Origin of the sequence: Bacillus sp. JJ1764 (genome assembly GCF_036962145.1) — a bacterium.
Taxonomy (GTDB): Bacteria; Bacillota; Bacilli; order Bacillales; family Cytobacillaceae; genus Neobacillus.
On record NZ_JBALNY010000049.1, the window covers coordinates 394 to 25,668 of the forward strand.

27 protein-coding genes are annotated in these 25,275 nt (G+C 36.8%); 8 read left to right on the forward strand and 19 right to left on the reverse strand.

What is annotated here, in order from left to right; genetic code table 11:
- The 3 genes from V7083_RS07760 to V7083_RS07770 form a co-directional block, all read right to left on the reverse strand.
- Window positions 1-160: inorganic phosphate transporter (locus V7083_RS07760; RefSeq protein ID WP_335476883.1), on the reverse strand; the 160-nt coding region annotated here is incomplete at its 3' end.
- Between the two features lie 47 nt (window positions 161-207).
- Complete coding sequence (locus V7083_RS07765) at window positions 208-714, reverse strand: inorganic phosphate transporter (protein WP_335476810.1); 507 nt, start codon at window positions 712-714, stop codon at window positions 208-210.
- Between the two features lie 11 nt (window positions 715-725).
- Window positions 726-1,343, reverse strand: coding sequence for a DUF47 domain-containing protein (locus V7083_RS07770; protein WP_335476811.1), 618 nt, complete (start codon window positions 1,341-1,343; stop codon window positions 726-728).
- Between the two features lie 327 nt (window positions 1,344-1,670).
- Between V7083_RS07770 and V7083_RS07775 the strand changes: the two genes are divergently transcribed.
- Window positions 1,671-1,925, forward strand: a complete 255-nt coding sequence (locus V7083_RS07775) for a GlsB/YeaQ/YmgE family stress response membrane protein (protein ID WP_335476812.1) — start codon at window positions 1,671-1,673, stop codon at window positions 1,923-1,925.
- Window positions 1,926-1,967: 42 nt separating this feature from the next.
- Here the strand turns inward: V7083_RS07775 and V7083_RS07780 are convergent, their stop codons facing one another.
- On the reverse strand, window positions 1,968-2,891 hold the full coding sequence (locus V7083_RS07780; protein ID WP_335476813.1) for an RluA family pseudouridine synthase: 924 nt from the start codon (window positions 2,889-2,891) through the stop codon (window positions 1,968-1,970).
- A gap of 110 nt (window positions 2,892-3,001) precedes the next feature.
- On the opposite strand from V7083_RS07780, the gene V7083_RS07785 reads away from it, so the two are divergent.
- Window positions 3,002-3,400: a YhcU family protein gene (locus V7083_RS07785; protein ID WP_335476814.1), complete on the forward strand. Its 399-nt coding sequence runs from the start codon at window positions 3,002-3,004 to the stop codon at window positions 3,398-3,400.
- A gap of 37 nt (window positions 3,401-3,437) precedes the next feature.
- On the opposite strand, the gene V7083_RS07790 is transcribed toward V7083_RS07785, so the two are convergent.
- The 7 genes from V7083_RS07790 to V7083_RS07820 form a co-directional block, all read right to left on the reverse strand.
- Window positions 3,438-6,662 carry a hypothetical protein gene (locus tag V7083_RS07790; protein WP_335476815.1) on the reverse strand — a complete coding sequence of 1,075 codons (3,225 nt, stop codon included), beginning with the start codon at window positions 6,660-6,662 and terminating at the stop codon, window positions 3,438-3,440.
- A complete protein-coding gene (locus V7083_RS07795; RefSeq protein WP_335476816.1) occupies window positions 6,659-8,071 on the reverse strand; it encodes a glycosyltransferase family 2 protein in 1,413 nt (470 codons plus the stop codon). Before V7083_RS07795 ends, V7083_RS07790 begins: the two co-directional genes overlap by 4 nt.
- 2 nt (window positions 8,072-8,073) lie before the next feature.
- The gene (locus V7083_RS07800) at window positions 8,074-9,111 is read right to left on the reverse strand and encodes a HEAT repeat domain-containing protein (protein WP_335476817.1); all 1,038 of its coding nucleotides are present in this window, start codon (window positions 9,109-9,111) and stop codon (window positions 8,074-8,076) included.
- Window positions 9,112-9,510: a response regulator gene (locus tag V7083_RS07805; protein ID WP_335476818.1), complete on the reverse strand. Its 399-nt coding sequence runs from the start codon at window positions 9,508-9,510 to the stop codon at window positions 9,112-9,114.
- A gap of 148 nt (window positions 9,511-9,658) precedes the next feature.
- Window positions 9,659-9,829 (reverse strand): XapX domain-containing protein, encoded by a 171-nt coding sequence (locus V7083_RS07810; RefSeq protein WP_335476819.1) that lies wholly within the window; start codon window positions 9,827-9,829, stop codon window positions 9,659-9,661.
- A 24-nt stretch (window positions 9,830-9,853) separates the two neighbouring features.
- Window positions 9,854-10,528: a deoxyribose-phosphate aldolase gene (deoC, locus tag V7083_RS07815; protein ID WP_335476820.1), complete on the reverse strand. Its 675-nt coding sequence runs from the start codon at window positions 10,526-10,528 to the stop codon at window positions 9,854-9,856.
- 144 nt (window positions 10,529-10,672) lie between these two features.
- Window positions 10,673-11,617 carry a sugar-binding transcriptional regulator gene (locus V7083_RS07820; protein ID WP_335476821.1) on the reverse strand — a complete coding sequence of 315 codons (945 nt, stop codon included), beginning with the start codon at window positions 11,615-11,617 and terminating at the stop codon, window positions 10,673-10,675.
- A 198-nt stretch (window positions 11,618-11,815) separates the two neighbouring features.
- Between V7083_RS07820 and V7083_RS07825 the strand changes: the two genes are divergently transcribed.
- Window positions 11,816-13,990, forward strand: coding sequence for an MMPL family transporter (locus V7083_RS07825; RefSeq protein WP_335476822.1), 2,175 nt, complete (start codon window positions 11,816-11,818; stop codon window positions 13,988-13,990).
- 202 nt (window positions 13,991-14,192) lie between these two features.
- Here V7083_RS07825 and V7083_RS07830 read toward each other — a convergent pair whose 3' ends face one another.
- The 7 genes from V7083_RS07830 to V7083_RS07860 all read right to left on the reverse strand — a co-directional run bounded on the left by V7083_RS07830 (window position 14,193) and on the right by V7083_RS07860 (window position 18,481).
- On the reverse strand, window positions 14,193-14,534 hold the full coding sequence (locus V7083_RS07830; RefSeq protein WP_335476823.1) for a cupin domain-containing protein: 342 nt from the start codon (window positions 14,532-14,534) through the stop codon (window positions 14,193-14,195).
- A gap of 121 nt (window positions 14,535-14,655) precedes the next feature.
- Window positions 14,656-15,210, reverse strand: a complete 555-nt coding sequence (locus V7083_RS07835; protein WP_335476824.1) for a 2-oxoacid:acceptor oxidoreductase family protein — start codon at window positions 15,208-15,210, stop codon at window positions 14,656-14,658.
- The gene (locus V7083_RS07840) at window positions 15,210-15,965 is read right to left on the reverse strand and encodes a thiamine pyrophosphate-dependent enzyme (protein WP_335476825.1); all 756 of its coding nucleotides are present in this window, start codon (window positions 15,963-15,965) and stop codon (window positions 15,210-15,212) included. Before V7083_RS07840 ends, V7083_RS07835 begins: the two co-directional genes overlap by 1 nt.
- Window positions 15,962-17,026, reverse strand: a complete 1,065-nt coding sequence (locus V7083_RS07845) for a 3-methyl-2-oxobutanoate dehydrogenase subunit VorB (RefSeq protein ID WP_335476826.1) — start codon at window positions 17,024-17,026, stop codon at window positions 15,962-15,964. Before V7083_RS07845 ends, V7083_RS07840 begins: the two co-directional genes overlap by 4 nt.
- Before the next feature lie 18 nt (window positions 17,027-17,044).
- A complete protein-coding gene (locus V7083_RS07850) occupies window positions 17,045-17,275 on the reverse strand; it encodes a 4Fe-4S dicluster domain-containing protein (RefSeq protein ID WP_335476827.1) in 231 nt (76 codons plus the stop codon).
- An 18-nt stretch (window positions 17,276-17,293) separates the two neighbouring features.
- Window positions 17,294-17,971: a hypothetical protein gene (locus tag V7083_RS07855; RefSeq protein ID WP_335476828.1), complete on the reverse strand. Its 678-nt coding sequence runs from the start codon at window positions 17,969-17,971 to the stop codon at window positions 17,294-17,296.
- A gap of 189 nt (window positions 17,972-18,160) precedes the next feature.
- Window positions 18,161-18,481 carry a hypothetical protein gene (locus V7083_RS07860; RefSeq protein ID WP_335476829.1) on the reverse strand — a complete coding sequence of 107 codons (321 nt, stop codon included), beginning with the start codon at window positions 18,479-18,481 and terminating at the stop codon, window positions 18,161-18,163.
- 184 nt (window positions 18,482-18,665) lie between these two features.
- On the opposite strand from V7083_RS07860, the gene V7083_RS07865 reads away from it, so the two are divergent.
- From V7083_RS07865 to V7083_RS07875, 3 genes are all read left to right on the forward strand, one after another.
- The gene (locus V7083_RS07865) at window positions 18,666-19,766 is read left to right on the forward strand and encodes a metallophosphoesterase (protein WP_335476830.1); all 1,101 of its coding nucleotides are present in this window, start codon (window positions 18,666-18,668) and stop codon (window positions 19,764-19,766) included.
- A 312-nt stretch (window positions 19,767-20,078) separates the two neighbouring features.
- The gene (locus tag V7083_RS07870; RefSeq protein WP_335476831.1) at window positions 20,079-21,359 is read left to right on the forward strand and encodes an ArsB/NhaD family transporter; all 1,281 of its coding nucleotides are present in this window, start codon (window positions 20,079-20,081) and stop codon (window positions 21,357-21,359) included.
- 10 nt (window positions 21,360-21,369) lie between these two features.
- On the forward strand, window positions 21,370-21,660 hold the full coding sequence (locus tag V7083_RS07875) for a hypothetical protein (RefSeq protein WP_335476832.1): 291 nt from the start codon (window positions 21,370-21,372) through the stop codon (window positions 21,658-21,660).
- Here the strand turns inward: V7083_RS07875 and V7083_RS07880 are convergent.
- Window positions 21,657-22,682, reverse strand: a complete 1,026-nt coding sequence (locus V7083_RS07880) for a GGDEF domain-containing protein (protein ID WP_335476833.1) — start codon at window positions 22,680-22,682, stop codon at window positions 21,657-21,659. The two genes, V7083_RS07875 and V7083_RS07880, sit on opposite strands and share 4 nt — an antisense overlap.
- A gap of 230 nt (window positions 22,683-22,912) precedes the next feature.
- Between V7083_RS07880 and V7083_RS07885 the strand changes: the two genes are divergently transcribed.
- Both V7083_RS07885 and V7083_RS07890 read left to right on the forward strand, forming a co-directional pair.
- Window positions 22,913-23,572, forward strand: a complete 660-nt coding sequence (locus V7083_RS07885; protein ID WP_335476834.1) for an FMN-dependent NADH-azoreductase — start codon at window positions 22,913-22,915, stop codon at window positions 23,570-23,572.
- Between the two features lie 159 nt (window positions 23,573-23,731).
- Window positions 23,732-25,243 carry a diguanylate cyclase domain-containing protein gene (locus V7083_RS07890; protein ID WP_335476835.1) on the forward strand — a complete coding sequence of 504 codons (1,512 nt, stop codon included), beginning with the start codon at window positions 23,732-23,734 and terminating at the stop codon, window positions 25,241-25,243.
- Window positions 25,244-25,275 lie beyond the last annotated feature (32 nt).

Here is a 25,275-nt window from a genome sequence, read left to right on the forward strand (position 1 = left end):
CACCAATTGATGTACCAATACCCATTGCAATCGCACAGGATGCTTGAACCCAAAACGGTACGTCTGCATTATGCGGAAGATACTTATTGGCAATCAAAGCCATTGTAATAATCCCCATCGATTTCTGTGCATCATTTGTACCATGTGAATAAGATTGCAAGGCGGCGGTTGCAATTTGAATATATCGGAAATTTCGATTTGTTTTTGTTAAATTGAAGTTTTTAAATACAACCTTAAAAATACTATAAACAATATAACNNAACCTACAACAAAAGCTAAAATTGGTGAAAGAATAAGTGCTTCAATAATTTTAATAAAACCACCATAGTTTAGCGCATGAAAACCTTCTGCGGCAATGGCAGCACCGGCAATTGACCCGATAATGGCATGTGATGAGCTACTTGGAATTCCAAAATACCAAGTAAGTAAATTCCAAAATATTGCTGATAATAAAGCAGCCAAAATCACGACTGAGCCATTATGAAGGGTGAATGGATCGACTATATCCTTTGATACTGTTTTGGCAACTCCGGTAAACGTCATTGCCCCAACAAAGTTCATGATCGCTGCCATCAAAATAGCTTGACGCGGTTTCAATGCTTTCGTTGATACTGAAGTGGCAATGGCATTGGCCGTATCATGAAATCCGTTAATAAAGTCAAATGCAAGGGCACCGATGACAATTAATATGGTAAGTATAAAAATGAGACTCATTAGTTTGCTCCTTAGGCATTTTTCATGATAATGGTTTCAAGAGTATTTGCAACTGTTTGACAGAAGTCTGCAATATCCTCTAGGTTCTCATAAATTTCTTTGTATTGAATAATCCGAATCGGGTCTTTTTCTACATTAAATAAATTTTTAATGGATTGACGTAATATATTATCACATTTTGATTCATAGTCTTTTATTTTGATGGCGTGTTCCCGGATTTGCTGCAGTTTTTTATTGGACATTAATTCTACTGCTAAGTCAATTTCGACAACACTTGCTTGGATAGCTTCCACAAATTGCAGCATGAAATGGTCTGCTTGCGTGATCGAATACATCTCAAATAATGCGGAAGTTGCTTCAAGACCATCTAAAACATCGTCCATGCTCATAGCAAGATGCAAAATATCTTCACGTTCAATCGGGGTAATAAATGCATCATTTAAGTCTTTAATGACTTCGTGAACAAAGGAATCTCCTGTAGTTTCATATTCCTTCATTTTTTCTGAGAAAATTTTTAAGTCACTGACATTGTTCAATTTATATTCAGTGAAGAAGGTAGCACCTTCCTTTAAATTAGAAGAAATATTGCTAAGTAACATAGAAAATTTGTCATTTTTTTTGAAAGCCATTTAAAATTCCTCCATTTTTTGGTACAGGTCTAATGCACTAACGAAGATTATTTTAACTGAAAAATACCTAAAAAAGAAAAAATCAACGTTAAATTTACAAAAACTTAACATTAGAATTTTCAAAAAATATTTCTATCGTAGTTGTTTTTTTACTGTTTCCTTTCCATTTTTTATTTATGTAAAAAAATTGAATTACCCAGTAATTATTCTTTTATGAGTATAAAGTTCGTTTTGGGGTATTTTAAAGGTACGGGCAGGTAAATGACTCTGCCTTGGCAGCTCAGACGCTTAAAAAAGAATTAAGTGAAGAAATGAATNNGTTCTATAGTGAGCTTTATATGGTCTTTAATTGTTGGAGGTATAATTGGCTGGTTAGCCGGCATGATCGTAGGCAGAGATGTGCCTGGTGGCATCATTGGTAATATCATCGCTGGTTTCGTTGGTGCATGGCTAGGGACACTGGTATTGGGAGATTGGGGTCCAAATGTGGCGGATTTCGCTATAGTACCAGCAATAATAGGCGCAGCTGTTTTAGTGCTTCTCTTAAGCTTTATCATGAGAGCTTTCCGAAAAGCCAGCTAAAATAAATGTGGATGGAAAAAGCCTCCCTAATCGGGAGGCTTTTCATATAGAATAAAGGTCAAGTTGATCAAAAATCTCTGGTTGATCCTTAAAAGGAGCATAACAGACAACCTTTTCCTTTGTGAATGGATGGTTAAATTCTAATTTTACTGCATGAAGTGCTTGTCTTTTGATGATTGGCTTACCTCCATATAGAATATCACCTATTAACGGATGTCCAATATGTGATAAGTGCACCCTAATTTGATGAGTTCTTCCTGTCTCAAGCCAGCATTTCACATATGAAAAATGTTTGTTGCGATCTTCCTTGATGACTTGAAAATGGGTAATAGCTGCTTGTCCAGCCGGTGATACCCTTCTTCTTGTGGCATGGTGCCTGTCACGCCCAATCGGTTGATCAATACGGCCTGTCTTTTGTGAAAATAAACCATGAACCTTGGCAAGATAGGTACGTTTTATTTCTCTCTTCTCTAACATTTTACTTAAAATCGCCCCAGCAAGTGCATGCTTGGCAAAAACAATGGCACCGGTCGTATCTCGGTCAAGGCGGTGTATTTGATGAATGCCGCTAAACTCCCCATTGGACTGTAAATAGTAGTATGCGGCATTTAAGAGTGAATCTGTTTCCAGATTTGGGTCATTAGGGTGAGTATTTTGAAATGGTGGCTTATTTAAGACTAAAACATGATCATCTTCGAAGAGAATGTCAATTTCAGCAAAAGCCGGAATAAGATTCATTTCCTCTGCTCCAAACATCTGAATTTGCAGTTTTTCCCCTTGACGAAGTGGAGCATTCCAATCGATTTCACTGCCATTCCTGCTTACCTTCTTCTCCATCCTAAAACGGTGTATTAATTTTTTTGGCGCTTCCCAAATGTTTCGAAATACCACGTCCATGGAAGCCCCGTCCCATTCCTTTGGAACTTCTATTTGTAACCAATTTCCTTTTCGAGCTGATTTAACCATATATGCTCCTTTACCTATCCACTAATTACCACAGTAAATACGCGATATTTATGTTATTCTGTACATATATAATACGATAGAAACAGGCAATGTCAAAAGGTGGGTTATTAGTGAAAATAGTGTTTGCCTCGACTCCAAGTCAGGAAGAAGAAATTTGTGAGCTCGTCAGGTATATATACTCTAATGTTTTTCCCAGATATTTTACCGATGAAGAAATTCATCAATTTGAGAAATTAAAGGTGTTGCATACCTCTACTAAGCACTTCGAGGAAATTGGAACATTAAAGGATGCTTTTCAAGTCATGACTTGTATTCAAACCATGATTTCTATTTTAGAATATCCTTGTTTTGATGAACAATATGCTGATATTTTCAATAGGAATGCAACAAACCTGAATGAGTTTGGCATGTTTTTTCCATTTGATTATGAGCAATTTATGACTACGAAAGACTTAAGGAATTCAATGTTGAGTATTTATTCCAAGGCTGATAATGAACTCATTATTTAATAAAAAACTCGCCAATGAACTGGCGAGTTTTCTTTTATTAACGATAAGTTTCCTTCATTAAATAGTAGGATTGCTTCAAGCGTTCGTAATATGACGGTTCATTCCATTCTTCCCAGCGATACAAATAGGCATCATTTTGAACAATTTGGCTGTTCCTTTGAGTTGGAAGGGTGGATTCTACTCCAGCTTGGGAAGTTGTAACAACTGCTACCCTAATACCATCCGTTGATACGCCTTCGGTCAATCCTGTTTTCCAGATATCCCCCATTACTTCTTTTAAACTTGGATCTCTAAAATTAAGCAACTGCCACGGAATCCGACCCTCCATGACTGTATGATCGTTGCTGATGCTTACATCTGTTAATGAATTGAAATCCTTATGATCAGGATTGGCATTTCCAAATTTCAATATCCCAGTTTCATACTCTTCAAATGGAATTTTCGTGTTCGTAGATGGAATGGTTAATTCCTTATTTAAGGCAAGTCGAATAGGATGAAACACTCCATTATTCTTTTGATTCACATTTGGTTCTTTCTTTATCATATTTAGGAGCTGGGCATATTGGTAATAGAAGGTATCGTAATAACTGTCCACCATGATCCGAGATTCCCTTGGACCGTTGAGCTTCACCAAGAAGTCCACTCCAAAATTTGTGTTCACCTTTGCGTTTTCAGACATTGAAATCGACGTTTGACCTTGATTGGCGATAGTATCCAGCAATAAAAAGGTCCCCTGTTTTTGGAAATCAATAGGGCGATTAAATTTTAAAAGGAAATAGAAGTACCCGCTATCAGACGTCATCCTGACTTCCTTTAAAGGATCCTTAGTTGATTTTGTTGTGTAACCTTTTTTTACTCCTGCAAGATCCCAATCAGTAATATTCCCGTCCACTATGATTTTTGTTTCTTTATTGGCCGGTTCAAAGCTAAGCAAACCAAAATGCTGTTCATTTGTCTGTTGATTGTTCCAATATGGACGGCGATCGGGATTATCAAAATCCATCGTATTCCATGTACGTTTAAACCACTCATCCTGCCACGTGAACACCAGACCCCCAGCATAACCCTCTGAAACAATAGAGCGGAATAATTTCTGATCGATATGTCCTTGCTCCGTTTCTGAATGAAAGCCCTGATTCATTCCATACACATTTTTATGGGTCAATCCTCTAGATGAAGGGACACCAAACTCGGCAACGATAACAGGCATATGATGCGAGCTCTTAAGTTCATGCAGATACCCTGCATAATTGTTTTTCTCTCCAAAATGATCCACATAGTCAAGATACTTCTTTTCATAATTCAAAAAATCAGGATAATATGGATATATGTGATAGGAGGCAAAATAACCAGCCTTTAATTCTCCTGTTGGAGTGATATGGTTAGGATTCACTGAGACTAAGTCTTCCGTTTCAAGCGGTTCAGCCGGGTGTTTTAATAGATCTGTTGTTACCCAGTTTGTGAAACTTAGGGTATGCTGCCATTGATAGTTGTCTACTTCATATTTTGCAGCATAATCCAATAGACCTGCTAACCAAATTTCAAAAGGTTGTGCATTATTTGTTTGGAAGTATACCCCATTATATTGTTTTACATTACGATGCTTTTCATTTGTATTGCTAACCATGCTAGGGTCCCACTCAGTACCTATAAGCATCCCAATCACATATTTTGAAATATCATATTTATAAGTTCCTGAAGAATGCCCAGGGCGTTTTGGAAGATTTGCGTTTCCATGGATGATATCAATCATATTTTTAATTTCTAATTTTGCATCATCCGTATTTACCTGTTCAAAGGCGTCCTGGCTATGGATAAGATTCTCCTCGTTTACCCATGTTCCATGGAACAGATACAAAGGCTTTTTGGCAATTTGATTATATTCATACAAGGCCTCATAAAACTCAGGTGGATGGAGTGTATACACTCTTATCGCATTCGCATTCATTGCGCCGATTTCTTTAAACCAGCGAAAATACTCATCTTTTGAAATAGCGGTTTCACCTGGAAAATATCCTGGTTTCCCGATCCCCATATTTACCCCTTTAATTAAAAAGTTCTCCCACTTACCATTCTTTTTAATTTGAATAAAAGAATCTCCAGTTTTACTATTGGTAGTAATTCCTGCTTGTTTCGTTAATTCAATTTTTTCCTGCGGGAATTGCTGACGGAGACCATTTTTCAAGATATCCTTCATCATTGGCACATAGGCTGTCCAGTAAAACGAATCTTTTTCTCCAAAATATCTCTTCCAAAGATCAATCCCCTTTGTCTGGTAGATATTAGGGATCTCAGGTTCATCTGCATAATCACCAGAAAAGTAATAAGACGAGTATTTGGCATTTTGATGATAAATAACAGCAGGAAATTTGTCAGGAATTCCATAGGCCTCAAGCCGCTTTTTTGCAGTTTCTGATATCGGAAGTTTATAAGACGCTAAAACCTCATTTGTATCTCTTGGTTCAACAATGTCGAACCAATATTGATATGTCCCTGTAAATTCATTTTCAAAATGAGCTTTTCCTTTTTTCGTCAAATTAAAGAGAAGGCCACTTTTACGAACATCCTTTTTCTCCACAGCGACGATATAATTATTCTTACTAACAAAAACAAAACCCTCACCTTTAAAAGACCACTTTTTTTGCTGCTTCTTATAATTTTGTTTAACCCATTCAGGCACTTCATTACTATTTAGGTCTGAGAAATAACGACCGGTCCATCCCGTCCATTCCACATTTAAAAGGTTTGAAATTTTATCTTTCACCACTTCCTCTGTTGGACTGGCAAATGTATTAAATTCGGCAATTAACGTTTTCTTATTCTTAGACTGAATAAGTGTCGTTTCTAAACGTTCAGCTTCCTCAGCTGTTAGCCCACCATAAATTTTTTCTGATCGTTTCCCAGTAGGATTTATTCCATTAAAATCTTTTTTATACACTCCATATTGATCTGTTAAATAAAATACATCATAGTTTTTTAAATTCTTAGGTAGGGGAACTATTTTGTACTTATTTCCTGATTCAGGATAAAACCCTTTATAGTCGGATACGCTGGAATAGCGATTGCCATGTAGCAAATATTTAGAGTTGTTTAAAACCCAAACTAACCCTTTATGCTCCCGAAATGTTTCATTTGGAACTGTTTTATCTAAGATCAACACATTTAACGGTTTTGAAGACTGAATAGCCCACAGCCAAAATGGACTTGTAATGAGAATAAGGAAAGAAATCGCATAAATTATCAAGAAAACCCTTTTTTTCATTTAGATACACCTTTTCTCTTCATATCTCCCCAGCTTGTTTCACCTCGTAGAATTTGCCAAACTCCCTCACAGCGCCACAATACAGTCATTGGCCTAAACCAAATGGTTTCTGTTAAAGAATACAGAAATAACTTGATAAGATCTGACACCTTCGGATATTTAGTTAAGCTCCATTCTTCAAGCAGAACTGCTGCCATTGAAAAAATGGAGCCATAAAGACATGAAAGTAAAAATAATAAAATAGCAAATTCAATATAGATTCCACCAAAGAGGAGGCATAGTATCATAAAAATATAACCAGTCAATTCTATGATCGGTCCTAAAAATTCTACAATCCAAAAGTAGGGAAACGCCAGCATTCCAATAGAACCATATTTTGGATTAAAGGTGATTTTTCGATGTGCCCACAGACTTTCAAACAATCCTCGATGCCAGCGGCGTCTTTGTCTACGTAAAAATTTTACATCCTCAGGTACTTCAGTCCAACATACAGGATCAGGTACATAAACAATTTTTTTATTTAATTTTTTCTCTTTTAACAATCGATGCATTCTGACTACAAGTTCCATATCTTCCCCTACAGTATCCACTTTATAACCACCTGCTTCCATCACCCAATGCTTTGAGAAAACACCAAAAGCACCTGAAATAATCAGAAGAAGATTATGCCTGCTTAGGCCAATCCGTCCCATTAAAAAGGCACGTAAATATTCAATTATTTGCATAATAACAATGGGATTATGCGACAATCCAATTTTATAAATATGTCCATTTTGAATTTGACAGCCATTAGCTATCCTTACACTGCCACCGGATGCTATCACTTCTTCATTTGAATCGATAATGGGTTTCATCACTTTTAAAAAGGCATCCTGTTCCAATACAGAATCCCCATCAAGCGAACAAAAATAGGGATAGTGAGAAAAATTCAATCCTACATTAAGAGCATCTGCTTTCCCACCATTTTCTTTATCGATTAAAAAAAGATTGGTCAGAATAGTGGATTGATATATTTTTTTGATTGGCTTTGCCTCAATTTGTTTTCTGACCACCCTTTTGATTTCCTTCATATCATAATGCTCAATCATTTTTTCCAATGTTCCATCAGTCGAACCATCATTAATGACAACCACTTCGAACGTTGGATAATTAATGCTCAATAAGGAACGAACACTTTGAATAATCCCAACCTCTTCATTGTATGCTGGAACAAGAATGGAAACTGGTTTCGTATAAATATCTTCTAAGTAGTCTTCATAGATTTGGTCTCGATCAAGATGGTATTTTTTACGCAACTGAAACACAGAAATTAACAATATCACAGAATAAAAGACAATAACAATTATCATATAAATAGCGATAAACCATGCAAATGCCTTAACAATCTCTCCCCATTGAATCCAATGCATTGCTATTCTCCTTTATTCAGCCATTCAAAGGCCATATCTTTTGCGAATGGATCCTGTGATGTAAGTAGTACTTGTTCCAATAGTTCTTTACCATGTATAAATCTACTAATGGCCTGTCCAGCCTGAGATCGGACCCACCAAGATGGATCTTGCAATAGTTCCAATAATCTCGGAATACCTTTCTCCTCCTGTATCTGTCCGATTAATTTAGCGGATACCATTCTTTCTTGCCATTTAGGTGAGTATAGAAGTTCTAAGAACGGATCAACATATTGGACATACCCTATATTTGCAATTGCCTTGAGTGCTCTCAATTTTATCTCACCATCATATTTAGAAAAAATATCCTCCAAAAAAACTATATACCTTTTCTCTTTTTTTATTGAAATAACCTCCAAAATAGCCCGTTTTAATTGATCACTGCTTCTATTAAAATGAAGAACAAACTGGTCAAATTGTTGAGAGTTTGCCCGAATTAGAATATTTCGATATTCGTATTCAGATAAGGTCGGAAACTTTGTTGTTAACAATTCAAGTAGTCCTGGATCATTAAATGAAGCTAAAATCCTTAATGCTTGTATAGTTTCATCATGTGTTTGCCTTTTCTTATTAATAAAGATAGAGATATCTTTTAAAAAGGAAACCATATATAAATCCTCTATTTGATGCAGCATATTCATTCGAATACTCCATCGCCTACTTTTAAGCTGCTTTCTGAAATAATCAGATAAATAATATTCAGCAATGTTTGCTAACTGTTCTTTTTCTTCTTTTCCCTCCGTAACTTTTGAATATTTACTAAGCAATTCTTGAATGGCTATTATTTGAAAATGAGTATTTGGAGTTAATACCCGAAAGTTTCCTCCATTTGTCAAAACGTTAAAAAGAACAGGATTATATTTTTCCTTCAATTCATTAATCTTAGCTCTTTTCCTATTAACAATCATTTTTCTTATAATTAAGTATAATAGTAAAATAATTAAAGTACTTAGACTTAAAATGGTAAGAATGGACAGATAGAGCAATTCATTTTTTAGCATTTATTCTTCAATCCTTTGCACTAATTGCTCGATGGTAGCTTTAATCCCTTTTATACTAAACGGCTTTGTTCTATATTCACTGGCACCAAGTCTTTTTGCTTTTTCTATATTTGCTTCACTTTTTCTCTCCGACAACATCAGAATTGTTATATCTTGATCCCCTTTGATATTTTTTATGTTTTTTAAAACTTCAATTCCGTCCATCATCGGCATTGTACCATCTACTATCACAAAGTGCTTCCCTTCTTTATTTAATTGCTTGGAATCAAAAAACTGATATCCATTTTCAAATTCAGTAATTTGAATTTCCCAATGCTTAAATATAATTGTTTGGATAATCCTAATTATAGTCGCCCGAATAAAACTATCATCATCAATAATAGAAATATTTAATATCATATAGTTTTACTCCATTCTTTTTTTAAATATTTGTTAATCATTAATTATAATAAATGTTAAATCATAAAGCACTTATTTACAATTATTCTAATAAAATTTTCATTCTAAAAATAAAAGGACTATTCGATATCGAATAGTCCACAAAATGTTAATGATTTATTAATTTTAAAAACCAGTCTAGAAGAACACCGCCAAAATATACTCCAAATACACCGACAACTGCTGAAAAAACCGGTGGTGCCGGTAATGGCAGCTTTAGAAATTTGAATAACATCCCTACAATTAATCCTGCTATTAATGCCAAAAAGACTTCTTTCATAGTCGATTCCTCACTGTAAGTTAATTAGTAATTGCTTTGTGATATCTCGCCTTTGCAAATGGCAATACCAGAGCTTGCCCCAATGCGTGTTGCTCCTGCTTCAATCATGGCTAAAGCATCTTCTCTGCTTCGTACACCGCCGGAGGCTTTTACACCAATCTCAGGTCCAACTGTTTCTCTCATCAAACGGATATCTTCAACAGTGGCACCGCCAGTTGAAAATCCAGTTGAGGTTTTAACAAAATCTGCTCCCGCTTTAACGGATAGGCGGCAAGCACGGATCTTTTCCTCATCTGTTAACAGACAAGTTTCAATAATGACTTTAACTAGTGCTTTTCCCTTTGATTCTTCGACTACAGCACGGATATCTTGTTCAACGAGGTCATCTTGCTTATCTTTAAGGGCACCAATATTAATGACCATATCAATTTCACCAGCGCCATTTTCAATGGCATTCTTCGTTTCGAACGCTTTTGTCTCAGTGGTTGATGCTCCAAGAGGAAAACCTATTACCGTACATACCTTTACTTCTGGTTTATCTGCAAGTGCTTCGGCTGCTGTTTTCACCCATGTAGGATTCACACAAACTGATGCAAAGGTATACTCCTTGGCCTCTTCTGCCAATTTTACAATTTGTTCTTTAGTAGCATCCGCTTTTAACAATGTATGATCAATCATTTTTGCGATATCTTGATTCATAATATTTTCCCCCTATATTTAATGAACTTTACGATAGTTTATCCAAAGTAACTATAACAAAGTCATTGAACATTTGTAAATAACATTATGAACAAAAGTAAAAAAATGTGATCAAAAAAAGACTAAATAACGATAAAGAGCCATTTAGTCTTGCTTATCTAGTAAAAATTGTGCTGTAAATTGATCCGTCACGAGGACATTAGCGTAACCACCTTTAAGTGCACCATAAATACCAGCAATTTTGTGCGGTCCGCCTGCCACAAGGATCGACTGTTCTTTATTTTTTAATTCGGCTAAGTTAATCCCAAGTGTTCGTTCATCCAAACTCGTGTTACAAATATTCCCATTATGATCAAAAAACCTAGAACAAATGTCACCCACTGCATTTCCTTCTAATGATTCAATATCACTTTCTGAAAAATAGCCTAATTGAAATAGTAAAGAATCTGTATTGACTGTTCCAATCGTAAATAAAGCAATATTTGCTTGTTTTCCTAATTCCAAAACTTTGCGAATATGTCGATCAGCCTCCATCGCTTGCTTCACAACTACATGATCAACTATGGCAGGCAATGGAAGATGATGTGGAGTCGTATTAAAGGCCTTTCCAAACAGGTACAAAATCTCAGAGATATACGTATTTGTTTCCGAGTGGCTAACCCCGCCTTTTAATTGAACAACTTTTACGTTTTTAAGTAATTTCTGCTTTAATTCAACAGCTACGTGATAAATAGTCGTTCCCCACGTTACCCCGATAATGTCCTCATCTTTAACAATTTCATGAAGGTACAACGCCGCTTTTTCACCAAGATAATTTTTTATGAAATGGTTCTCATATTGCGGAATTGAGGCAACAATTGCCTTTTTTAAATGAAATTTTTGTTCCAGCTTTGTCTCCAGATCACTACTATCCTCGGTTGGGTCCATAATATTAATTTGGACTATACCGTCACTTTTTGCCTGCTGCAAAAGCCGGGATACAGTTGGCCTAGAAACTCCAAGAATCTTAGCAATTTCATTTTGATTATAATCAAGCAAATAATACAATTTAGCGGCTTCTATAACCTTACCTAGTTTTTCACGATCCAATGTCCTCACCCAAAACAATTTTATAATAAGAATTTACATTTGTAAAATATCCATTGAACAATTTTGCATATTACATGATTGGATTTTTTACGGGGAAATATAACCATAAATGTTTTCATTTTAGCCATGAAACACCAATAAAAAAGGATTTCATTCTTTGTATACTAAAACTATAAAGGTGCTAAAGGAGGAGAGCATTTGCAGAAATTTGGGATATTACTTTTCCAGTACCGGAAATGGGTAGTTGGTATTTGGTTGTTCTTCATCGTTATATTGGGATATTTTGCGTTACATTTGCCCTCAGTGTTAAGTGGCAATGGTTTCGAATATAGAGGTCAGTATAATCTAACAAGGCAAGTGCTTGAAAGAAATTTTAATCAACCCAAATCAACCATCATCCTTTTATTTGAAAAAGAAAAGTCAGCCAGTTCAAGTGACTTTCATACATTTATCAATCAAACCTTTAACCGCATTGATGGATTTGATCAGGCAAAACAAATCATTACACCATCACCACAAAATGGAATGATGAAGGGCAACTTTGCATACGGTTTGATAACCTTTGATAAAAAGTCGGAAAGCCTCTCAGAAGAAATTACTGAGCTAAAAAAGATGCTTCACAATCGAGATGGGTTTACTGTTACGCTGACAGGGGAACCCCTTATCGTAAAGGATCTTAATTCAGCCAGTCAGGAAGATTTGGCTAAAGCAGAGATGATTGGTCTTCCGATCGCTTTAATTGTTCTGATACTGGCATTTGGCGGGCTTGTTGCCGCTGCCCTGCCCCTTGTGATCGGGGTCGTCTCCATTCTTACCACAATGGGAATTGTCTACTTTTTTAGCTACAAACTTGATTTAACCATATTCATTTTAAATATCGTTCCAATGATTGGGCTTGCCTTAAGCATTGATTTTGCTTTGTTATTTATTAATCGCTATAAAGAGGAGATAAAAACGAATTCCATCCTGATTGCCATTAAAATTACGGTTGCGACCGCCGGGCGTTCGATAATCTTTTCGGCTCTTTGCGTGTTTATTGGTTTATCCGGCCTATGGTTTATTCAAATTGATATATTTCAAAATGTTGCTTTAGGTGGGATGACTGTTGTATTCCTATCTGCTCTTTGTGCATTAACCTTTTTGCCGGCGTTGCTTGCACTATTAGGTAAAAACATTAATAAATTTAGTTTCGTTCAGCTCTCAGATCAGAAAAACAATTTATGGCACAGGTTTGCCGAACTGGTCATGAGGCGCCCTGTCATCATGTCTGCTTCGGCATTGATCATCCTTTTGATAGGTCTTAGCCCTGTGAAACAAATGACATTAGCCATTCCAGGTACAGATTCTTTGCCCCCCAACTACCCTTCCCGCATCGCTTTGGAAACCTTCAAAGATCAATTTGAAGCAAAGGATAGAAGGGATGAAAAAAAGGTAACGATTGTTTTACAATCAGTTGGCGAAATGGCAAAGAAAACCAACCTTGAACAGGCAATTCATGTCATCCAACAATTAGAAAGGGACAAGCTGGTTTCCTACGTGGATTCCCCGTTTTCTGTAACTGGTATGGAAGGAGCGGACCAATTCGTTCAGCTGACCACATATGGTGATCAAGACAAGGTTGCCCCGTTGTTAGAACATTATATAAGAGAAAACAAAATGCGGCTTGATGTATTCCTAAAAGCTGACGGCCATTCATCAAAAGCACGACAATGGGTCAGTGACTGGTCCAAGAAGGATTTAGGAATGAAAGCAAGCTTTGGCGGATCCATCAAGTTTGAACAAGAAATTTTTTCTGAGATCATAAAAAAGACACCATATGGCTTACTATTAATTGTTGTATCCACTCTCATTATTTTGATGGCTGCCTTCCGTTCTGTTCTCATCCCACTTAAAGCCATTTTAATGAATATTCTTAGCTTGGGTTGTACCTTTGGCATTGTCGTGTGGATTTTTCAATTGGGGCACTTTGGGATTAGACCTGTCAATATTGGACTGATTCTTCCAGTCTTTGTATTTACACTTGTTTTCGGACTTTCCATGGATTATGAAGTTTTTCTCATTTCACGGATTCAGGAACACTACTTAGAAACAGGTAATAATAGCTTGGCCACCATTGAAGGATTGACAAAGACCAGTAAAATTATTACATCTGCCGCGGCCATTATGATTGTCGTAACTGGTGCATTTGCTTTTACTGGTGTCATGCCAATAAAGCAACTTGGAGTCGGTATTGCTGTGGCAATATTTATTGATGCCACAATTGTCAGAATGGTACTTGTTCCCGCCCTGATGAAATTGTTGGGCGACTGGAATTGGTGGTTCTTTGGCTTGAAAAATACACAGGAAATCAAACATCGAAAAAAGCCAGCATAATATATGAGCTGGCTTTTTTACTGTTTAAATTTTTTTTATTCGAACAGTACTTTACTAATGGCACGGGTTCCTTCTGAGGCTCTTTTTTCAGGAATGTAGAACCTCTCTACGTACCACTTTTTGCTTCTGCACTATTTTCTCATGCATGTAGAACCCTCAACCTGTTTCCGATTGGAACTTCCCAAAATATCAATTATCTACATTAAACATTCTTCGCATAAAACTGGCTGGGAATCTTGCTTAAAACTACATAAAGGCTAAGTGGTTCACCGCCACTGTTTAGAAAGGACATCTCTTCTTCACTATTAACATGAATTAAGTCTGCTTCAGCGACTTCTGTCTCTGTTCCGTTAATAATCAATGTTCCATTTCCAGTCAAAACATATAAGTACACTTCTGTTCCGGGATGCTTATGAGTTGGGAGTTTTTGGCCAGGTAAAAAGTTCAACACAAATGCGGTGGTTTCCCCTTTTTTGTAAATAATTCGTTTGGTAAATTTCTCTTCACTATACTCCATATATGCTTTTACAGAATTCTTTTCCATTACACTACCTCCTATAAAAAATCTTACTTTCATATTAATCGAAAATTTTTTTCAACTAAGTGCACCTTATCACATGTAGTATGCCCCAACTAAAAGAAAAGCCCGCCATTGATGGCGGACCTTACATTAGAATTGTTTTTGCTCCAATAAAGGATGAACCTTTATGTAAAGCTTGTTTGTTTACTTCAATTAGATGATGTTTATCTTCAGAAAGGACTTTTTTTAAGGATTCAATAATCGAATGGGTCGTGACAATTTTGGTTTGTTCTATGAATGCCCCTAATAAGATCATATTGGCCACACGAGAGTTTCCAAGATCGTTGGCTAAATCTGTAGCCGGAATTTCGATTACATTAATATCGGTTCGTTCCGTTACTCTCATCACTAATGATGAATTTATGATAAGGAGACCACCGGCATGAACGCGTGGCTCAAATTTATCAAATGATGGATTATTAAGCACAATAGCAGTAGTCGGGTTTGTTACTAATGGAGATGATACCGGTTCATCACTGACCACAACAGCACAGTTGGCCGTTCCTCCCCGTTGTTCTGGTCCATATGATGGAAGCCAAGAGACACCTTTTCCTTCCAGCATGCCGGCATAGGCAATTAGCTGCCCCATTGACATAACACCCTGTCCACCAAATCCGGCAATGATGATTTCTTCTAGCATCATTCCTTCCCCCCATCTTTATTTTTATAAACACCAAGAGGATAAACCGGAACCATGTTATCTTTTACCCATTCCAATGACTCAGTAGGATTAAGCCCCCAGTTAGTTGGACAGGTGGATAATATCTCAACCATCGAGAAGCCTCCCCCTTTTTTCTGAGTTTCAAATGCCTTTCGGATTGCTCTCTTTGCCTTTTGTATATGAGGAACATCGTGGGTTGAAACCCGTTCAATATAGGCTGCCCCATCTAGCGTTGAAATCATTTCGCAAACTTTAATAGGAGAACCCTGGATTTGAACATCCCTCCCGAATGGAGTCGTGGCAGTTTTTTGACCGATTAAGGTCGTGGGTGCCATTTGGCCGCCGGTCATTCCATAGATTGCATTGTTAACAAAAATAACGGTAATATTTTCTCCTCTAGCTGCAGCATGGATTACCTCACTGATCCCAATAGAGGCAAGATCCCCGTCACCTTGATAAGTAAATACAAATCGGTCCGGTAAGACTCGTTTTACCCCTGTTGCTACTGCCGGTGCACGCCCATGCGCTGCTTGTGTCATATCACAGTTAAAATACTCATACGATAACACTGAGCAGCCTACCGAAGCCACACCGACTGTATCCTCGAGAATGCCCATTTCCTCTAACACTTCACCAACAAGACGATGGATCACTCCATGAGTGCATCCAGGGCAATAATGTGTTGGCTTATCGGTAAGTCCGCTTGTTTTTTCAAATACCGTTTTCATTGTCATACGGTAACACCCCCGGCAACCACCATGATTTTCTGATAAATCTCCTCTTGAGTTGGGACCACTCCGCCAGTTCGTCCAAAGAAATCGACTGGGGCATGACCGTTGACAGCCAAGCGGACATCCTCAATCATTTGTCCTGCACTCATTTCAACTGAAATATAGCTGATAACCTGATCTCTCGTTTCGATGAACGGCTTTTCAGGGAATGGCCATAATGAAATCGGTCTGATTAGGCCTGCTTTTATGCCTTCTTTCCTAGCCCTGTTTATAGCATTCATGGAAATCCTTGCTACTGTTCCAAAAGCAACTATAATATAGTCGGCATCTTCAACTAGGTATGTTTCATAACGGACTTCATTTTTCTTCATCACAGCAAACTTCTGCTGTAAATTCCAATTTCGCTTCTCAAGACCCTCGGCATCTAACTCTAAGGAAGTAATAATTTTCGGTCCCCCATCACCTCGAGTCCCGCTTGTTGCCCACTCTTTACTGTATACTGGCTTTTCAGAACGAACAGTAAATTCGACAGGCTCCATCATCTGTCCCAGCATACCATCCCCCATTAAAATTACAGGGGTTCGATATTGATCAGCTATATCAAAGGCATCTTGGGTAAGTTCCACAATTTCTTGTAAACTGGCAGGTGCTAGGACTGGTATGTGATAATCCCCATGTCCACCGCCTTTGGTTACTTGGAAATAGTCTGATTGTGCCGGCTGGATATTTCCTAAGCCGGGGCCGCCTCGAACAATATTACAGATAACCGCTGGAAGCTCTGAACCTACTAAATAAGAAATCCCTTCCTGCTTTAAGCTGAAACCAGGGCTTGAAGAAGATGTCATCACTCTTGCGCCTGCAGAAGATGCTCCATAAACCATATTTATTGCTGCAATTTCACTTTCTGCCTGCAAAAAGAGCCCGCCAACCTCTGGAAGTCTTCTTGCCATGTATGCGACTAATTCACTTTGCGGTGTAATCGGGTATCCAAAAAAATACTTGCAGCCGGCATGAACTGCCGCTTCTGCGATTACTTCATTGCCTTTCATTAACACTTTCCCCATTAGAAAAACTCCTTCCCATCACACGGTTTGCAATACTTTTACCGGTCTATATACAGCGATCACGGAATCAGGACAAACCTGGGCACACTTTGCACAGCTTATACAGTTCTCTTGATGAAGTACTGTTGCTGGCCTGTATCCTTTTCCATTTAGAGAATCCGCCAGAAAAATAACATTTGTAGGGCATACTTGCACACAAAGACCGCAAGATTTACAGATCTCTTCATTAAAAACAACTCTTTTTTCCATGGTAACTTCCCTCCATCCCTATATTTCCCACGGCAATTTTAGAAAACGTGTGATCCAAACCACCTTGTTTTTTTCGGCAAACCCAGCAGCTTCCTCTTTAAATTGATTTGAAATAGTTGTATATAAAAAAGGAATTTGTAAGTGATCGGCCAAGCTGTTGCTTAACTCTAAGCCTTTTGATATATCTTCCAAAGATGTTTCGCTGCCGACATTGGAATTGTTTATAATTCCAGTAATCTTTAAACGGGAGGCTTTCTCAATTTGCTCGACCGTGTATTTTGCCCCCTCCAATGTACTCACATAAGGACGGTTTCCATTAAGAACAAACCATAATTCTGGATTTAAATCCTTCCATTCATGAAAGTACTGTCCTAATGCCATTGCTCCGTCTTTATCTCCACCTGCATCGACAATTAATTGATAGCGTGGGTCGTGCATGACTCGGTACATCTCTCCCGAAACAATCGGCAGGTCTGCTGTTGCTAAACGGCCCCTTGGTGCGATCATTTCTATACCCTGATTTTGTAATAAATCAGAAACATCCCTCGAACGATAATAAGGATTGATGATATCTAAATCATTTAACGCCACCATTTCATGTTTTTGTCTTTCAAATAATGCTAAATTAATAGCAATTTCTGTTTTTCCACTTCCAAAATGGCCTGTTAATATAGTAATCTTGCTATTTCTTTTCAACCGCTTCAGCTCCTCCTTCCACGGTAATAATGTAAACGCTTTCAAATTTTTTCTTTAATAAAAAATCTATAAATATTATAATAGACAATTCTCCATTTCGCTTTGATGAATCTCACATGTCACTTTATTGTCACTTTTGTAAATCTTGAAGAAAAAAGAAGTTCCAAGGAACTTCTTCAAGGAACTTCTTTACGCCATAAAGGATAGAATTACTTTTTGCGGTAATTCTGTTTCACCATTGCTTTTACTTTTTAGTTGCCCGCAAGCAGGCATCTCAAATGAAAAATCCTCAACACCATTTGGAATGACGCCTTTTTTCTTTAATTGTGAAAAAACTCTTTGCATAGCATCCTCAGTAGAAATTATTTCCTGTGAATGTTCTAATTGAAAACACTCTACACATGTTTCAAAAATATTTTCATCAATCTGTTCTTCAGCAAATACTAATTTCGCACCTGCAATTGCTTCAACTTCTTGATTTTCTAGTTCAATAATGGTTGTAATGTTCATTGTTTTCCCCCCATGTTTTACTTACTTTTATTATAAAACCATTTTACCCNNACCCTTTAGATATGATGAAAACGTTTTTTTCATTTTTTATTCAAATGTTTTTGACAAATTTCTGTCAGTTTTTTCATATTTCCAAATAAACAACAAATACTATGGAGACCTTTTACATTTAGGGGGTCATTTGATGTTAAACAAACCGTTTTGGACTTTCCTTTTCACTGTTTTGTTAGTATTGCCTTCCTCCCTTACAACCTATGCGGAGGAACGACCAAGCATTGATTTACGTCTCCTAGAAACAACAGATATTCATGCTGATCTGGTTAATTATGATTATTACCAAACCAAGGTTGATCATCGCATTGGTTTGGTGAAAACAGCCACACTTATCAAACAGGCAAGAATGGGAGCCAAAAATTCCTTATTATTTGATTGCGGAGATCACCTAAAAGGAAATCCACTTGGGGAATATTTAGCTAGAATTAAAGGGATTCATTCCGGTAAAATCCACCCGGTTTACCGCGCTTTCAATTATTTGGGTTATGATACCATAACAATTGGAAATCATGAGTTTAACTATGGATTAAAATTTTTAAATGCAGCTTTAAAAGGCGCAAATATGCCGGTGGTAAACGCTAATGTTTATTCCGTCAAAACGAATAATCCCTATTTTAGACCCTATGTCATATTAAAAAGAAAATTAACGGATCTAAATGGAAAGCAGCATGAATTAAAAATTGGTGTTATTGGATTCTTACCTATCCAAATCATGAAATGGGATAGAGCCAATCTTGAGGGCAAAGTCTATGCCAAACCAATTTTAGAGGCAGCCCAGCATTTTATCCCGCAAATGAAGGCAGAGGGGGCAGATTTAATTGTCGCACTTGCCCATACTGGGATCAGCGGTGATCCTTACCGTCCGGACACTGAAAATGCCGTCTATTATTTAACTAAAATTCCTGGTATTGATGCAATTCTTTCCGGTCATTCTCACAGTGTATTCCCTGGTCCAGTATATGAAAAGCTGCCTCATACTAATCTTAAAACCGGGAATATAAACGGAAAACCGGTCGTCATGGCAGGAGCATTCGGCAACCACTTGGGTATTGTTGATCTGAAGCTCAGTTATTTTGAAGGGAAATGGAAGGTAGTAAAAGGAATATCCAAAGCCATTCCTATTGCAGATACAAGCGGAAAACCACTTGTTAAAAGTGATAAAGGACTATTTAAGACGATCAAAGCGGATCATCAAGAAACCGTTGATTTTATTAAACGAATTGGACTTTGACATAAAATGTTAATGTTTTTTTCATAAATTATCTATTGTTTTTGCGAAACAATGAATTAAAATAATAGCTGTTGTCCGACCTTTTATATGACTCTGGTTGAATATTTCAAGCTGTGAAATAGTTGGCTATGAAAAAAGTTCGGACAACATGACCTCCTTATTATGGTCATGTTTAACTTTACTTCTCTTGACTATTTTAATAAAATATTTGTATAAAGAAATTTGCGGTGTTTTAGGTGGAGTCTGTCAAAACGGGCTCCTTTTTGGTTTAAAAGGACACTGTCAGTACATATATTGAGAAGAGGTTGATCCATGTCCACACAAGCACTCATAGCATTAGGCGTATTTCTTGTTACATACGCTTTTATCGTAACAGAAAAGCTTCATCGGACCATCATCGCCATGATAGGCGGCATCTTAATGATTCTGTTGGGGATTGTCGACCAAAAAGTGGCTCTGCATCATATTGATTTCAATACGCTCGGCCTTTTAACAGGCATGATGATCATTGTTACTATTACGTCTGAGACAGGATTATTTAAATACATAGCCATTTGGTCAGCCAAAAAAGTGAAGGGCGATCCATTAAAAATCTTACTTGTCCTAGGAATCATCACAGCTTTAGGTTCTGCCTTTTTAGATAATGTCACGACTGTTCTATTAATGGTACCGGTAACTTTCAGTATTACAAGACAATTACGAGTCAACCCTATCCCTTTTTTAATTACTGAGGTAATTGCCTCTAATATTGGGGGAACATCTACCCTAATTGGAGACCCTCCAAATATTATGATTGGCAGTGCGGTAAAAGAGTTAACCTTTATGGAGTTTATTTATAATCTTACTGCTATTTCCTTCTTTGTTCTTTTTGTCAATATTGCCATTTTAGCCTTTATCTATCGGAAACAATTGAAAGCTTCTCCAGAACTAAAAGCTAATTTGATGGATTTAAATGAAAAAGAAGAAATTACCGATAAAACCTTGTTGAAGAAGTCATTGTTTGCCCTTGCCATTACGATTCTCGGTTTCTTCCTTCACCAAATGCTTCATATTGAATCGGCTACTGTAGCTCTGACTGGTGCCTTTTTACTACTGCTGTTAACGGGAGAAGAGTATCTGGATAAATCATTTTCTAAAGTAGAATGGACAACCATCTTCTTCTTTATTGGACTATTTGTCCTTGTTTCTGGACTAATTGAAACAGGCATTATTTCGATGTTGGCCGATTATACTGTTCATGTAACAGGAGGTAATGTAACCACAGCTTCCCTGTTAATTTTATGGGTCAGCGCGATTGCATCTGCCTTTATTGATAATATTCCGTTTGTTGCCACCATGATTCCGATGATCAAGGATATGGGAGATTTGGGTATTCAAAACCTAGAGCCCCTTTGGTGGAGTTTATCGCTTGGAGCGTGCTTGGGAGGTAATGGCACATTAATTGGCGCCAGTGCCAATGTTATTGTTGCCGGGCTTGCTGCAAAGGAAGGATACCACATTACATTCGGAAAATTTTTACTCATTGCCTTTCCGTTAATGATCTTGTCCATTATTATTTGTACAGCCTATATCTACTTAAGATACTTAATTTAGGGGTGGAGAAATGAAAATTTCTTATAAATACAATGATCAAATTCTTCAAATGAATGAAGCTTTAAATGGTGATGATGTAGAATTTTTCATTACATTATTGGATGTACAATTTAAACAAAGACTTCAGAAAGTCCAAGCCTATTTCGAAGAAAATAAGGTTTTAACGGATCTTTTTGTTTATCCTCATCAGAACAACCGATACCAAATCATTGTAAAAAAAGACTTCTATAATGAATTTTTAATTCAACTATTCAAGCAACAACTGTTGGACGAGATCAAATGGATAACGGCTGCCAATTAAATGGCAGCCGTTATTTTATCCATATTTTCTAAAACACGCTTATTCAATTCCGGATTGTAGAGGGTTGCACAGTTTCTTCCCTTTTCTTTTGATTTATACATAGCTAAATCTGCACATTTGATTAAGTTATTTAAATCTTCCCCATGAAAAGGATAAACGCTCACTCCGATACTTGGGGTTATATGGTATTTTTGATCATAAATCATGAAAGAATCGTTCATTACCCTCAGGATAAGATTGCCCACCTCTTCTGCATCATTCATACTATGCAAATGAGGGGCCAATAGGACGAATTCATCACCGCCAAATCTTGCTAAGATATTATCATGATCCAATATGCTCATGAGTCTCTCCGTTACAGATTTCAGCAATAAGTCGCCTGCCTCGTGGCCCAAACTATCATTAACCACCTTAAAGTGATCTAAGTCTAAAAGAATAACTCCCAGTAACTCATTTAATTGGTCATGTTCAGCCTTATATGTTTCAAGATATGATTTAATAAACCAACGATTAGGTAGCCCCGTTAAGGCATCATGATAAGCCATTTGAACAATTTTCTTCTCAGCATTTTTCAAATCAGTAATATCCAAACCAAATCCTAAAAGATATTCTTTATCGAATTCCGGCACATGAATAATGGTTTTACCGGTAAACATGTAGGATTCATTTCCCTGAAAGCCTGCCTTCACTTCCCCCGTTTTCAAGGTGCGAGTCCGCCAAACCTCCAAGTCTATATCTCGATTCATTTTAGCAATAGGCTCAGGAAAAAAGTCGTAAACCGTCTTTCCCACCAGCTCCTCCAATGTCATTCCATTTAAATCACAGGCCTGTTTATTGGCAAATATGGTTCTGCCATCAGGCTCCTCTAAAAAAACATTTATTGGCAGGGCATCAAGGACCTTTAAATATAGAGAAGAATTTAGCTGAAGCATTTTTAATAAATCTTTTTCTTTCTTTTCCATCTCAGCAATTTTTAACTTTAGACTCTCAATACTCTCCTCATTATGAGTTTGTTGGTTCATACTTCAACCCACCCTCTATTACCAATATTCTACATCTTAATATTATTTTACCTATTTTTATTATTGAGAACTAATACCCAATTCCAACAATTTATTGAATATTACCTATATCTAATATCTAAGTTTTCACCTAATGTTCAAGAAATTCACCATTTAGTTCCATATTAAGCTTTAAAATTTTTTTATAATGTAAGAGTAATCGCCCATAACTAAAGAATGGTTGTGATAGAATGAAGAAATTACTTTATATTACGGCAAATCCAAAAGGTTTAATGAAATCAAAAGGATTGCAAATAGGTGAAGCGTTTCTTGAATCATTCAGACAAGAACGCCCGGATGTAATAATTAATAGAATCGATTTATTCAATTATGAGATTGCGCATATGGATGCTGACTTAGTCAGCGCCCGCGGCAAACTTGCCGGCTATGGATACACTATGGATCAGTTAACAGAGCCAGAAAGAGAAAAAATTCAACAGATGCATGCCGTTGCAAATGAATTTATGGAAAACCAATATTATGTTTTTGTATCACCGGTTTGGAACCTTAATTTACCCGCTATATTAAAAGCTTATTTGGATAACCTGTTTGTTGCAGGTAAAACCTTTGATTATACACCAGATGGTCCTAAAGGGCTTTTGACAGGGAAAAGGGCCATTCACATTCAAACAAGAGGTGGACTTTATACAAACACACCATTAGGAGAACTGGAATCCGGTGACCGCTATTTAAAAATCGCTCTGAGTTTTCTTGGGATTGAAGTAATGGATTCAGTTATTTTTGAAGGCTTTGATTATTATCCAACTAAGATTGAAGAAATGTTGGCTTCTGCTAAAGAGAAGGCCCGAATAGCTGCAAAATTATATTCACAATCAATGATGTCCGTTTAATCTGTCCTTTTTTAAAGCTTCCATTTTGGAAGCTTTTTTTGGTACAATGATTTCTGAGAAAATAATGTAATAATTGAAAACTTTTTATCTATTTTCGTCGAAATGACATCATCCATTGTATAATGAGATTAATTGATTTATTTTCTAGGAGTTTATTTAATGATTAAGGAATATGTTACAAACATTGCTATATTGATAGCTGCCTTTTCTTTAATGGGTCAGTTTTTTAAAGATCGATCGCTGTCAGTTACCTCTTCTATACCTACTAAATTACTAGCTGGTTTTTTTCTAGGAATTCTCGGTAATATTTTAATGATATTTAGTATAAAGATTAGTTCCACCATTATTGTAGATTTGAGACATTTGGCTATTGTGATTGCAGCGGCATTTGGAGGTTTTTTCCCGGCTATGGTTGCCTCCATTATTATTGCTCTAGGGAGATTTGTTCTTTTTGGTTTTAGTGCTTCAGCAGTCTTACCGGCAATTGGTGCTATTCTGATTGGATTTGGCTGTGGACTAGTATCAAGGCTAAATATATCAGAAACCCTGAAAGCCTTTATTATGAATGTTTATGGCTTAACTGTTTTATCCATTATTTTAGCCATTAGAATTGAGAATCATAGCACTTTAGATAAAGTATTATTTTCCCATATCATCACTTCGTTAATTGGCGGTTTTGTCGCTTATCACTTTTCAGTTTACATTACCAAGTCCAATCAGGCGCAGCGTCAATTAGAACAAAATATTATGAAATTAAAAGAGACAGAAGAACGATTTCGGTTACTTGCTGAAAATTCCAGTGACCTCATTACAATGAATAGTGAAGTTGGCGAGTATATTTATATTTCGCCTGCCGTTAAGGAAATTCTTCATTTTGAATATCAAGAGCTTTTAGGAAAGAAGATGGAGCTCTTCATCCATCCTGATGATTTGGAGCTTTATAAAAATACATTTAAAAAGGCCCTTGAAGAGGGCGATGCAGGGGCAACTTACCGCTATAAAGTAAAATTAGGAGAGTATATTTGGATTGAATCCTCATTTAAAAGCGTTTCCGATCAAGAAGATGGAAATAAACGTGTAATTATTGTTTCAAGGAACATAACAAACCGAAAACTGACAGAACAGAAGCTTCAAGAAGCAAACGCATTATTAAATCAGCTTTCCTATCTTGATGGGCTGACAGGAATCTCGAATCGGAGATATTTTGATGAAACTCTTTTAAGTGAATGGTCTAATTCACTATTGAACACTTCACCCATCACCTTAATGATGTTAGATATCGATTATTTTAAAAAGTATAATGATACATATGGACATTTGGAGGGTGACTATTGTTTACAATCCATTGCCCAAGCTATTAAAGAAGTAATAGCACCACATTCAACTTATATCTTCTGCCGGTATGGTGGGGAGGAATTCGCCATCATATTACCAGGCTCCGAACAACAGAAAGGAATTCACATAGCTGAACAGATCCAAGAAAAAATCCAGCAACTTCAGATCCCACATAAAAGTTCAAAAATTGCAGACTTTGTCACCTTAAGTATTGGTATTGCCACCATGATTCCCGACCCAACTACTTCTTCAGAGAATTTAATTCAAAAGGCAGATTCCGCCCTCTATAAGTCAAAAATACATGGAAGAAATACAATCACTTCCTTATATGAATAAGGCCAGATATTAAAAAGTGGTGTAAAACCACT

Excerpts from the sequence above, each read along its gene's own strand:
- V7083_RS07770 (WP_335476811.1), bottom strand. The coding sequence starts at position 1,343 with ATGGCTTTCAAAAAAAATGACAAATTTTCTATGTTACTTAGCAATATT.
- V7083_RS07780 (WP_335476813.1), bottom strand. The coding sequence starts at position 2,891 with ATGGTTAAATCAGCTCGAAAAGGAAATTGGTTACAAATAGAAGTTCCA.
- V7083_RS07790 (WP_335476815.1), bottom strand. The coding sequence starts at position 6,662 with ATGAAAAAAAGGGTTTTCTTGATAATTTATGCGATTTCTTTCCTTATT.
- V7083_RS07795 (WP_335476816.1), bottom strand. The coding sequence starts at position 8,071 with ATGCATTGGATTCAATGGGGAGAGATTGTTAAGGCATTTGCATGGTTT.
- V7083_RS07800 (WP_335476817.1), bottom strand. The coding sequence starts at position 9,111 with ATGCTAAAAAATGAATTGCTCTATCTGTCCATTCTTACCATTTTAAGT.
- V7083_RS07805 (WP_335476818.1), bottom strand. The coding sequence starts at position 9,510 with ATGATATTAAATATTTCTATTATTGATGATGATAGTTTTATTCGGGCG.
- V7083_RS07810 (WP_335476819.1), bottom strand. The coding sequence starts at position 9,829 with ATGAAAGAAGTCTTTTTGGCATTAATAGCAGGATTAATTGTAGGGATG.
- deoC (WP_335476820.1), bottom strand. The coding sequence starts at position 10,528 with ATGAATCAAGATATCGCAAAAATGATTGATCATACATTGTTAAAAGCG.
- V7083_RS07830 (WP_335476823.1), bottom strand. The coding sequence starts at position 14,534 with ATGGAAAAGAATTCTGTAAAAGCATATATGGAGTATAGTGAAGAGAAA.
- V7083_RS07835 (WP_335476824.1), bottom strand. The coding sequence starts at position 15,210 with ATGCTAGAAGAAATCATCATTGCCGGATTTGGTGGACAGGGTGTTATG.
- V7083_RS07840 (WP_335476825.1), bottom strand. The coding sequence starts at position 15,965 with ATGACAATGAAAACGGTATTTGAAAAAACAAGCGGACTTACCGATAAG.
- V7083_RS07845 (WP_335476826.1), bottom strand. The coding sequence starts at position 17,026 with ATGGGGAAAGTGTTAATGAAAGGCAATGAAGTAATCGCAGAAGCGGCA.
- V7083_RS07850 (WP_335476827.1), bottom strand. The coding sequence starts at position 17,275 with ATGGAAAAAAGAGTTGTTTTTAATGAAGAGATCTGTAAATCTTGCGGT.
- V7083_RS07860 (WP_335476829.1), bottom strand. The coding sequence starts at position 18,481 with ATGAACATTACAACCATTATTGAACTAGAAAATCAAGAAGTTGAAGCA.
- V7083_RS07865 (WP_335476830.1), top strand. The coding sequence starts at position 18,666 with ATGTTAAACAAACCGTTTTGGACTTTCCTTTTCACTGTTTTGTTAGTA.
- V7083_RS07870 (WP_335476831.1), top strand. The coding sequence starts at position 20,079 with ATGTCCACACAAGCACTCATAGCATTAGGCGTATTTCTTGTTACATAC.
- V7083_RS07875 (WP_335476832.1), top strand. The coding sequence starts at position 21,370 with ATGAAAATTTCTTATAAATACAATGATCAAATTCTTCAAATGAATGAA.
- V7083_RS07880 (WP_335476833.1), bottom strand. The coding sequence starts at position 22,682 with ATGAACCAACAAACTCATAATGAGGAGAGTATTGAGAGTCTAAAGTTA.
- V7083_RS07885 (WP_335476834.1), top strand. The coding sequence starts at position 22,913 with ATGAAGAAATTACTTTATATTACGGCAAATCCAAAAGGTTTAATGAAA.
- V7083_RS07890 (WP_335476835.1), top strand. The coding sequence starts at position 23,732 with ATGATTAAGGAATATGTTACAAACATTGCTATATTGATAGCTGCCTTT.